General features: G+C 72.2%; 10 protein-coding genes. 7 read left to right on the top strand and 3 right to left on the bottom strand.

Annotated features, from left to right (window positions below; all coding sequences use genetic code 11):
- Positions 1–324 precede the first annotated feature (324 nt).
- Positions 325–1,383, bottom strand: coding sequence for an alcohol dehydrogenase AdhP (gene adhP / locus AVW09_RS15965; protein WP_063258982.1), 1,059 nt, complete (start codon positions 1,381–1,383; stop codon positions 325–327).
- A 158-nt stretch (positions 1,384–1,541) separates the two neighbouring features.
- Here adhP and AVW09_RS15960 point away from each other — a divergent pair, with 158 nt between their 5' ends.
- The 3 genes from AVW09_RS15960 (at position 1,542) to AVW09_RS15950 (ending at position 4,203) form a co-directional block, all read left to right on the top strand.
- Complete coding sequence (locus tag AVW09_RS15960; RefSeq protein WP_063258981.1) at positions 1,542–2,378, top strand: universal stress protein; 837 nt, start codon at positions 1,542–1,544, stop codon at positions 2,376–2,378.
- 167 nt (positions 2,379–2,545) lie between these two features.
- Positions 2,546–2,902, top strand: a complete 357-nt coding sequence (locus AVW09_RS15955; protein WP_063258980.1) for a YciI family protein — start codon at positions 2,546–2,548, stop codon at positions 2,900–2,902.
- Positions 2,836–4,203, top strand: coding sequence for an RNA polymerase sigma factor (locus AVW09_RS15950; protein WP_082823035.1), 1,368 nt, complete (start codon positions 2,836–2,838; stop codon positions 4,201–4,203). Before AVW09_RS15955 ends, AVW09_RS15950 begins: the two co-directional genes overlap by 67 nt.
- 39 nt (positions 4,204–4,242) lie before the next feature.
- On the opposite strand, the gene AVW09_RS15945 is transcribed toward AVW09_RS15950, so the two are convergent.
- The gene (locus AVW09_RS15945) at positions 4,243–4,704 is read right to left on the bottom strand and encodes a pyridoxamine 5'-phosphate oxidase family protein (RefSeq protein ID WP_082823034.1); all 462 of its coding nucleotides are present in this window, start codon (positions 4,702–4,704) and stop codon (positions 4,243–4,245) included.
- 186 nt (positions 4,705–4,890) lie between these two features.
- On the opposite strand from AVW09_RS15945, the gene AVW09_RS15940 reads away from it, so the two are divergent.
- The 3 genes from AVW09_RS15940 (at position 4,891) to AVW09_RS15930 (ending at position 8,109) form a co-directional block, all read left to right on the top strand.
- On the top strand, positions 4,891–6,573 hold the full coding sequence (locus AVW09_RS15940; RefSeq protein WP_063258978.1) for a sensor histidine kinase: 1,683 nt from the start codon (positions 4,891–4,893) through the stop codon (positions 6,571–6,573).
- Positions 6,570–7,205 (top strand): response regulator, encoded by a 636-nt coding sequence (locus AVW09_RS15935; protein WP_063258977.1) that lies wholly within the window; start codon positions 6,570–6,572, stop codon positions 7,203–7,205. Before AVW09_RS15940 ends, AVW09_RS15935 begins: the two co-directional genes overlap by 4 nt.
- 73 nt (positions 7,206–7,278) lie before the next feature.
- Positions 7,279–8,109, top strand: coding sequence for a universal stress protein (locus AVW09_RS15930; protein WP_063258976.1), 831 nt, complete (start codon positions 7,279–7,281; stop codon positions 8,107–8,109).
- Positions 8,110–8,250: 141 nt separating this feature from the next.
- On the opposite strand, the gene AVW09_RS15925 is transcribed toward AVW09_RS15930, so the two are convergent.
- The gene (locus tag AVW09_RS15925; RefSeq protein WP_063258975.1) at positions 8,251–8,829 is read right to left on the bottom strand and encodes a TetR/AcrR family transcriptional regulator; all 579 of its coding nucleotides are present in this window, start codon (positions 8,827–8,829) and stop codon (positions 8,251–8,253) included.
- Between the two features lie 79 nt (positions 8,830–8,908).
- Between AVW09_RS15925 and AVW09_RS15920 the strand changes: the two genes are divergently transcribed.
- The gene (locus tag AVW09_RS15920) at positions 8,909–9,790 is read left to right on the top strand and encodes an SDR family oxidoreductase (RefSeq protein WP_063258974.1); all 882 of its coding nucleotides are present in this window, start codon (positions 8,909–8,911) and stop codon (positions 9,788–9,790) included.
- Positions 9,791–9,856: the final 66 nt, after the last annotated feature.

Genomic DNA, 9,856 nt, shown 5'->3' with positions numbered 1-9,856 from the left:
ACCTACTCGTCAGGTGTTTCCCCGCCGAGAATCGATGCGGGTGAAGTTCCGCAGAAACACGAACGCGCCCGTTCGCAAGCCCGGGCGAGACCTCGCTCAGGACGCCGCGAGCGCCCGCGACCACGCGACCTCGCCCCAGCTGCCCGGTCCAATGGAACAGCCCCCCTTATGCGCGTCCAGGCGCAGCGCTCGTATGGGATGACGGAGGAGCCCGCCCAGGCACGGTACGACTCCGCCCCCTCCCCGCGCCGAATGCCGGAAGCCGGCCGACCCCGCCCCGCGCGGGGCCGGCCGGCGTGGGAGGCAGGCCCGAAAGAGACCGCGCTAGGAAGCGGTCTCCACTGCCTCCGTGACGGGCACCAGGTCGGCCGTGTGGTACGCGAAGACCAGACGCGCCGGCACCGAACCCGCGAGCACCTCCTCCACCGAGCGGTTCACGTCCGCGAGGTCGCGGGTCTGGGTGATGACCCGCGTGCGACCGAGGGCGTGGAGCGCGAACACTTCGACGAGGTCCTGGCGCGTGCCGACGATCGAGCCGATGACGCTGATGCCCTTGAGCACCGTGTCGAACACCGGGATCGTCAGCTCCCCGTCCGCGGGCAGCGACACCAGCACGAGCCGGCCGCCGCGGTTCAGGGAATCGAACGCCTGCCGGAACACCGAGGGCGCGACCGCGAGGACGATCGCCGCGTCGGCCCCGCCCTGCTGGCGGATCGCTTCGACCACGTCGGTGGTGCGGGCGTTGACGACGACGTCGGCGCCGAGCTCGGTCGCGAGCTGGAGCTTCTCGTCCGTCACGTCGACCGCGATGACCTTGGCGCCCACGAGCCGCGCGTACTGCACGGCCAGGTGGCCGAGGCCGCCGATACCGAACACGGCGACGGTCTCGCCCGGCGTGACGTGGGCGTTCTTCACCGCCGCGTACGTGGTGACGCCGGCGCACGTGAGCGGGGCGGCGTCGAGCGGGGTGACCCCGTCGGGCACCGGAACCGCGAACCGGGCGTCGGCGAGCATGTACTCGGCGTAGGCGCCGTCGACGCCGTAGCCGTTGTTGTACTGCTGATCGCAGAGGTTCTCGCGCCCGTCGACGCAATAGCGACACTCGCCGCACGCGTGGCCGAGCCACGGCATCGCGACGCGCTGCCCGACGGTGCGGGTGGTGACGCCGGTACCGAGTTCTTCGATGATGCCAACCCCCTCGTGCCCGGGGACCAGCGGGAGGGGCGGCTTGACGGGCCAGTCACCGTTCATCGCGTGGATGTCGGTGTGGCAGAGGCCGCAGGTCTCCAGGCGGACCAGGACCTGCCCCGGCCCGGGTTGGGGAATCGCCCGCTCCTCCACCGTGGCGGGCGAACCGAACTGTTCGACGACTGCTGCGCGCATGATCTCTCCTTGGATCGTTTGCCTGCGTCGAGTCTTCGCCCGTGCCTCTCGTCGCGGTGGGCCGAAGGTCCCGCGGGCTTCACCCGGCGGGCGAGAGGATCGAGAACGAGCCGGTCCCGAAGGTGGGCGGCTCGAACGGCACGAGCGGAGGAACGATCATGAACGGAACGATCGCGGTCGGAGTCACCGACGCCTCGGCGGCGCAGAACGCCCTGCAGTGGGCGATCGAGCGCGCGGTCGCGCGGCGGGAGCGACTCCTCCTGGTGTCGGTGGTGGGCACCGCGTGGGGCATCGGAGCCGAAGACACCCTCATCGCGCACGCCGCACACCGTGCGAAGCAGATCCTCGAATACGCGGCCGAGAAGGCCCGGGCGGCCGGGGTGGATGCCGAGACCGTGATCGAACGCGGAGACCCGGTGGCGCGGCTGGTCGACGTCTCGCAGCGGGTCGATCTGCTCGTCATCGGCAGCGACTTCGCGAAAGACCGCTCGGCGCTCCGCGGTGTCCGCGGCGTGCGGATCACCGCCGCGGCCGGCTGCCCGGTCGTCGTCGTACCCGAGATCGTGACGCGCGAGCGCGCGGGTGTGGTCGTCGGCGTCGACGGGTCGGAGGCCTCGGAGAGGGCGATCGCCTTCGCCGCGGCCGAGGCCGACCGCACGGGCGAGGGTCTGACCGCGGTGATGACGTGGTCCCCGGTCCCGGTGCCGTTCGAACTGGACGAGTACCCCCAGGACTACATCGACCGCATGCAGGACATCACCACGGAAGATCTGGCCATCTCGCTCGCGGGGCTCCGCCAGGACTACCCCGACCTCGCGGTGACGACCCTCGTCGAGTCCGGGTACCCCGCGCAGGTGCTCACCCGCACGGCCCACTCGGCGCGGCTGCTCGTCGTGGGGAGCCACGGCCGCGGCGCCGTCGCGCGGTTCCTCCTCGGCTCGACCAGCCACGCGGTGCTGTCGCACCTGCCGACGGTCACCGTCGTGGTCCGGTGAGGCCACACCGGTCCGCATCGGGCGGCGGAACGCCGACCGGATCGAGGCCGCCGGCGGACCGTCGTCGAAAAGATCTGGCCGGATTGTCGATCCGGCGGCAGGCTGTTCGTCGTCAGTGATGACGGAGCCGGACAGGCCGGCCCGCGACCGAGTGCAGGAGGCATCCCATGGCCAAGTACGCGATCCTCATCTATGAAGACCCCAATTTCTACACGAACATGTCGCCCGAAGCGTGGGGCGCGGTGATCGACGCCCACGACACGTTCACGCGGCAGGTCACTGAACTCGGCGGCTCGATCGAGGGCGGCGCGGCGCTCGCGTCCCCCACGACGGCCACGAAGATCACGACGGGCGGTGCGCTGACGGACGGCCCGTTCGTCGAGACGAAGGAGGCCTTCGGTGGCTTCTACGTGGTCGAGGCGCGTGACCTCGACCACGCCATCGAGATCGGCAAACTGTGCCCGGCCCCCGGTGGGGGCGTCGAGGTGCGTCCCGTGGTGGACCCGACGACGAATCCGTTCTGATCACCGGGGGCGACGAACCGACCGCGTCCGCCGAGCAGGCGGACGCGGTCGTTGCCGCGCTGGCGGAGGCGCACCGCTCCGAGTGGACCTTCGTCCTGTCTGCCACCGTGCGCGTTGCGGGCGATCTGGACCTCGCGCAGGAATGCGCCCAAGAGGCCTATGTACGCGCACTGCAGGCCTGGACGCGCGACGGCATTCCGGCGCGACCAGGCGCCTGGCTCACGATCGCGGCGCGGAATCAGGCGCTCGACCGGCTGCGCCGCGAGGTCTCCCTCCGGCGAAAGCTCCCGCTTCTCGTGGAGCCGGTCGGCACCGACCCGCACGATGCCGGCGAGGAGGAGTCCGATGCGGCGGTGCCGGACGACCGGCTCCGGCTGATCTTCACCTGCTGCCACCCGGCCCTGGCGCCCGAGGTCCGCGTCGCCCTGACCCTCCGCTTGGTCTGCGGTGTTCCCACCTCCGACGTCGCCCGGGCTTTTCTGGTGTCCGAGTCGACGATGGCCGCGCGAATCACCCGGGCCAAGAAGAAGATCACCGCGGCGCGAATCCCCTACCGAGTGCCGGGCCGCGCAGAGCTCCCCGAGCGGCTGGACAGCGTGCTCACCGCCGTGCACCTGCTCTTCAGCACCGGGCATACGGCCGGGGAAGGGGATGCGCTCGTCCGCGAGGACCTCTGCGACCGGGCAGTGCACCTCGCCCGCACGCTGGCCGCGCTGCTCCCTGAACAGGTGGAAGTCCGCGGCCTCCTGGGCCTCCTGCTCCTCACCGACGCGCGGCGGGCCGCTCGGACCGACGAGCGAGGTCGACTCCTTCTCCTCGCCGACCAGGACCGGACGCGGTGGAACCAGCGCGCGATCCTGGAGGGACTCACCGTGACGGCGGGAGCGCTGGCATCCGGCCCGCCGGGCCGTTTCACCCTGCAGGCGGCGATTGCCGGCGTGCACGCGGTGGCCCCCTCCCCCGAGCTGACCGACTGGCCACGCATCGTGCACCTCTACGACCTGCTGCTGGCGGTCTGGAACACCCCCGTCGTCGCCCTCAACCGAGCCGTCGCCGTGGCGTTCGCCGATGGTCCCGCCGCCGCCCTGCCGCTCCTCGACGAGCTGGCCGCCGACCGCCGGCTCGCCGACTACCCCTATCTGCACAGCACCCGGGCCCATCTCCTGCAGCGTCTCGGTGACGCCACCGCGGCGGCCCGGTCCTACCGGCGCGCGCGAGAGCTCACCGCGAACGCCGCGGAGCAGGCGTTCCTGGAGGATCGCCTGGCCGAGATCTGTCGCCCCGACCCCCCGATCGAGTAGACCGGCACGACCCGTGCCGGTCACGGCGTCAGCGGAATCTCACACGTCCGCGCGCGGCGCGAGGCTCGCGATGGGGTGCGGGGGCTGCGCCGCGGGCGGCAGCGTCTCGGCGCGCGCCCGGAAGATCAGCGAGGGAAGCGGGTCGCGCTCCTCACGCTCGCGGAATCGGCGCCCCGTGACGCTGCGCGGCGCGATGCGGATGACGTGCGGCTTCGGCGTCGGACTCATCGACCGCAGCCCGGTCTCTCGACTGCGGCGGAGCTCGGCATCCAGGTCGACGTGCGCCGCCTCTCCGCGCACGACGACGCTCCATCGCTCGCCGGCCTCCTCGCCGTCGATCTCGAACGCGACGGTCGGGTGCGACGTGAGCAGGCGCAGCTTCGCGTCGTGCGCGCTGCGGATATAGAGGATGCCGTCCGCGACGGCGAAGTTCACCGGGTAGATGACGGGTTCGCCCGCGGCGTCGACGAGCGCGAGCCGACCGAGCCGCTGCGTCTCGATGAGGCGCTAGCACTCCGCCGTGCCGACCTCGGTGACGGACGCGGTCTTCCTCGGTGCGTGGTCCATGGGAACCTCCCACCCCAGTCCACCGCGCCCCGCCCGCCTGCGGCGGGTCGAAGGTCCCCCGTCCTGGTGGGATTCGCGCGCACGGTCGTAGATTGGGAAGACGGGGAGAGGGGGCGTCCGATGGCGACGGAAGGTCGAGGACCGATCGCCGGCACCGCTCCCTCGGGGACGGACGGCGCATCGTCGTCGCAGGATCGCCTGCGGGGTCTCCTCCACGCCGTCGAGACGGTGGTCGGCGAGATCGAGCTGCCCGTCGTCCTGCGTCGCGTCGTCGAGGCGGCCGTCGAGCTGGTGGATGCCGAGTTCGGGGCGCTCGGCGTGCTCGCCGCCGATCGGGCGTCGCTGGACCAGTTCATCCACGTCGGGATCACGCCGGAGAATGCGACAGAGATCGGACGCCTGCCCCGGGGGCGTGGCATCCTGGGCGCGCTCATCTCCGACCCGCGCGTGATCCGGCTGTCGCACCTGCAGTCGGACCCGCGGGCGGCCGGCTTCCCGGCGCACCACCCGCGCATGGACTCGTTCCTCGGCGCTCCCATCTCGGTCCACGGCGAGGTGTTCGGCAACCTCTACCTGACGAACGCGCGCCGCGGCTCCTTCTCCGCCGAAGACGAAGAACTCGTCCGGGGTCTGGCATCCACCGCCGGGTTCGCCATTCAGAACGCGCGGCTCTTCGACGAGGCCCGGACCCGCGCCGCGTGGATGGCGGCGACGGCCGAGCTGTCCGCGGCGATCCTCTCGACCCCGCCCGACGAGGTGTTCGACCTCGTCGCCGGGCGTGTGCTCGACCTCTCCGCGAGCTGCCGGGTCACGGTGCTCGTGCCGACCGACGTCCCGGACGCGCTCCGGGTCGCGGCCGCGCGCGGCACCGGCGAGCTCGACATCCTCGGCATGACGGTCATCGCGGGCAGCGGCCTCGCGGGCGCGGCCCTCGACCGGGGCGGCATCCGGGTGCCCACCGCCGCCCGACCGACCGGCCCCGCCGACCCGGCCGTGTTGACGGCGGAGGACGAGACCGGACCCGCGGTCGCCGCTCCCCTGCGGACTCGGCGACGGACGTGGGGCGTCGTGACCGTCGCGCGTCCCCCCGGCGAGCGCGAGTTCACCGAGGTCGAGCGGGAGGTGCTCAGCGACCTCGCGTCGCAGGCGGCGATCGCACTCGAGCTGACCCACGCGCGCCGCGAGCAGCAGAAGGCGATGCTCACCGAGGAGCGGGCCCGCATCGCGCGCGACCTGCACGATCACGTCATCCAGCAGATCTTCGGGGCAGGGCTGACGCTCCAGTCGATGGCCGCGACGCTCGCCGAGACGCACGACCGGACGCGGGTCGACGAGGTCATCGGGCAGCTGGATGACGCGATCACCCAGATCCGCACGGTGATCTTCGCCCTGTCGGCGCGGGACGGGAGTTCGCTCCGCCATCGGCTCATCGACGTCGTGGCGGAGGTCTCGGGCGCCCTGCCGCGGCCTCCGGCGCTGCGGTTCTCCGGTCCGGTCGACACGGCCCTCAGCGGTTCCCTGGCCGACGACATCGTCGGGGTGGCCCGCGAACTGCTGACCAACAGCGTGCGGCACGCCGACGCGGACAGCATCTCGCTCGACGTGGGCGTGGACGGCGACCGCGTGACGGTCGTGGTCACCGACGACGGAGCCGGCATCCGCGACACCCGGCGCAGCGGCCTCGCCAACCTCGCCGCGCGGGCCGAGGCCCGCGGCGGTTCCCTCACCGTCGACACCGGCGCGAGCGGCACGCGCGCCGAGTGGCGCGTCTCCCTCGGCGATTCCCGGAAGGACCCCCGATGATCCGTGTGTTCCTCGTCGACGACCATGAGATCGTGCGACGCGGGCTGTCCGACCTCATCGACGGCGCCGACGGCTTCGAGGTCGTCGGCGAAGCCGGCACCGTCCGACAGGCGCTGGCGCGGATCGAGGCCGCCCGACCCGACGTGGCGGTGCTCGACGTGCGCCTCCCCGACGGCAGCGGCATCGACCTGTGCCGCCGCATCCGCTCGTCCATGCCGCACGTCGCGTGCCTGATCCTCACCGCGTACGACGACGACGCCGCGACCTACGCAGCCGTGCTCGCGGGCGCATCCGGGTACCTCCTGAAGAACATCGGCGCGATGCGACTGCTCGAGGACATCCGCGCCGTCAGCACCGGGCGCTCGCTGCTGAACACCGCCGCGGCGGCGAAGGCCGCATCGAGCCTGCGCGACGGCGCCGGCGACGAGGATCCGCGCTGGGGATCGCTCGGGCTGCGCGAACGGCAGGTGCTCAGCCTCATCGCCGACGGACTGACGAACCGGCAGATCGGCGAGCGCCTCGGCCTCGCCGAGAAGACCGTGAAGAACTACGTATCGTCGGTGCTCATGAAGCTCGGCGTGGACTCCCGCACGCAGGCCGCGGTCTTCCGGCTGGGGCACCCCGACCTCTGACGCCGCGGGACTTTCGGCCCGCCGCGCCCGCCCGCTCGCCGCCTACTCTCGGGGCGTTCGAAAGGAGAGCGCCATGGAGCGGGTCGTTCTGGGATTCGACGGCAGTCCCGCGTCGGAGGCGGCACTGGAATGGACGGCCGAGAGGGCTCGCGCCGAGAGCTTCGAGCTCGACATCGTCCTGGTCACGAACATGTTCCTGTCCGATCGGGTCGCAGCGGACCGAATCCTGGATGCCGCCTCCCGCCACTGGCGCGACCTCGTTCCGGGCCTGCCGGCCAACGTCGTGCGGCTGGACGGGCTCATGCCCACGACCCTCACGGAGGCTGCACGCGGTGCCGCGCTCCTCGTCCTCGGCATCGAGACGGGGTTCCGGATGCGGTCGGCACTGAGCGGATGGCTGCCTCTCCGCGCCGCCGCGCGCAGCGGTGCACCGACCGTGCTCGTCCCCGCGGGGTGGATGGCATCCGATGATCCGGTGACGGTCGGCCTCGACGAGGACGCGTCGTCCGCGTCCGCGCTCCTCTTCGCCGCCCGCGCCGCCGCAGCCGCCGACGTTCCGCTCCGCATCCTGCACTCGTGGCTCATGGGCAGTTCGGTGCTGCGCGGTCACGCGTCCGCTCTGCCGAGCACCCAGCGCGTCGCCGCGGAGCACGAGCGGATTCTGGATGCCGCCGTCGCCGAGGTCCGCCGCGAGTACCCCGGTCTCGGCGTCGTGACAGAACTCGTGCGCGACAACCCCACCTCCGCACTCTCGCGCGCGGCCGACCGCAGCAGCATGGTCGTCATCGGCACGCACGGGCGGGGAGTCGTCGTGGGCGGCTTCATCGGATCGATCGGGCTGGACCTGGTCGGCTCGCTGAACCGCACGATCTGCGTCGTGCCCCCGGCGCGCGTGCTGGTCTGATCCCGCGCGGGCGTCCGGCGCCGGCACCGGCGGAGCGGAGGAGATTCGGCGACGGGAGGACGACCTCGGGCCGTGGCATCCTCCGCTCCCCGGATCTCCTCCCGTCCAGCGCCAGAGCGGATCCTGCGCGGTGACGCCGGATCAGGCGAGCGCGGTCACCGCGGCACGCAGTTCGTCGAGGGCCTCGACCGAGTATTCCGCCATCGCCTCCGTCGTCGCGTCCGGCTCGGCCGCCCAGCGCTCGAAGGCCTTGTGGTGGGCGAGGACGCCCAGTTCGGCGGCGAGCCGCGCGACGACGGGCTCGACTCCCCGGGCGACGAGCGCCTCCTGCATCGCCGCCGACAGTCCGACGGACTTCTGGGCATTGCGCTCGCGCAGCTCCGCGCTGGCGCTCACGACCGCCTGGATCCGCGGCGCGATCTCGCGGCTGAGTTCACCGCAGGCGGTGGCGGCGCGGCGAAGCCCGGACGCGACGGCATCCAGTACGGACGCCTCCGCCGGCGCCGCCGCAATCCCTTCCGCGAGCAGGGCACTCAACGCCGCCTGCCCGGCGACGAGCAGTTCGCGCTTGTCGGTGAAATGACGGAAGAACGTGCTCTTCGTCACACCCGCGCGTTCGGCGATCTGCGCGACCGTGGTGTCGTCGTACCCCTGGTCGTGGAAAAGGTCGACGGCGGCGAGCACCAACCGTTCCCGCGCCCCTGGTGCCCAACGTCCCATGCCCTCATCATAGTTGACGGGACAAAGGTCCCGTCATAGAGTGATGGGACACTTATCCCATCACTCCCCGGAGGTTTCCATGCAGGTCTTCATCACCGGTGGCACCGGTCTCATCGGCTCCGCCGTCATGCCTGAACTGATCTCCGGCGGCCACTCCGTCGTCGCACTGGCCCGATCCGACGCGTCCGCGGCCACCGCGGAGTCGCTCGGGGCCACCGTCGTCCGCGGCGACCTCACCGACCTGGATGCCATCCGCACCGCCTCCTCGGACGCGGACGGCGTCATCCACCTCGCGTTCGGCAACGACTTCTCGTCGCCGGAGGCCCTCGTCCAGAACATCGCCGAGGAGACCGCGGCCATCGACACGATCGTCGATGCCCTCGCGGGCAGCGATCGGCCGTTCGTCGTCGTGTCCGGCACCCCGAGCGCCCAGGGACGCCCGTCCGTCGAGACCGATCCGCTGCCCACCGTCGGCCCCGTCGGCGGGCGTGCCGTCACGGTGAACCGCGCGCTCGCCGCCGCGTCGCGCGGGATCCGCACGGCGGCGGTCCGCCTGCCGCGGACCGTCCACAAGGACGGCCAGGGCGGCTTCGCCGGGCTGCTCACGAACATCGCCCGCCAGCGTGGAGCGGTCGCCTACCCCGGAACGGGCGAGCAGCGCTGGCCCGCGGTGCACGCGCTCGATGCCGCCGCCCTGTTCCGACTCGTCCTCGAGAACGCCGAGCCCGGCACCGCCTGGCACGCTGTCCAGGACGAGGGCGACACCGTCCGCTCGATCGCCGAGGTGATCGGGCGACGTCTCGGACTGCCCGTTCAGCAGGCACCCATCGAGGTATTCGGGCCGATCGGACCGGTGTTCGCCGCGGATCAGCCGTCGTCGGCGGCGCACACGCGAGCGGCACTGGGTTGGGAGCCCACGCACGCGCGGCTCTTGGAGGACCTGGAGCTCCTCGAACCGTGAGGGAGCGGCGGAAGCGCGGGTCCGCCACCCGGCCCGCGGACCTGCGATCCTGAACGGAACACCCGC

The sequence above is a fragment of the Microbacterium sp. T32 genome (assembly GCF_001619615.1).
Classification (GTDB): domain Bacteria; phylum Actinomycetota; class Actinomycetes; order Actinomycetales; family Microbacteriaceae; genus Microbacterium.
Note: the sequence above shows the minus strand (reverse complement) of the source record. Positions and strands in the feature narration are given on the sequence as shown.

Coding starts and splice junctions, on each gene's coding strand:
- AVW09_RS15960 (WP_063258981.1), top strand. CDS start 1,542: ATGAACGGAACGATCGCGGTCGGAGTCACCGACGCCTCGGCGGCGCAG.
- AVW09_RS15920 (WP_063258974.1), top strand. CDS start 8,909: ATGCAGGTCTTCATCACCGGTGGCACCGGTCTCATCGGCTCCGCCGTC.
- AVW09_RS15955 (WP_063258980.1), top strand. CDS start 2,546: ATGGCCAAGTACGCGATCCTCATCTATGAAGACCCCAATTTCTACACG.
- AVW09_RS15940 (WP_063258978.1), top strand. CDS start 4,891: ATGGCGACGGAAGGTCGAGGACCGATCGCCGGCACCGCTCCCTCGGGG.
- AVW09_RS15925 (WP_063258975.1), bottom strand. CDS start 8,829: ATGGGACGTTGGGCACCAGGGGCGCGGGAACGGTTGGTGCTCGCCGCC.
- adhP (WP_063258982.1), bottom strand. CDS start 1,383: ATGCGCGCAGCAGTCGTCGAACAGTTCGGTTCGCCCGCCACGGTGGAG.
- AVW09_RS15930 (WP_063258976.1), top strand. CDS start 7,279: ATGGAGCGGGTCGTTCTGGGATTCGACGGCAGTCCCGCGTCGGAGGCG.
- AVW09_RS15935 (WP_063258977.1), top strand. CDS start 6,570: ATGATCCGTGTGTTCCTCGTCGACGACCATGAGATCGTGCGACGCGGG.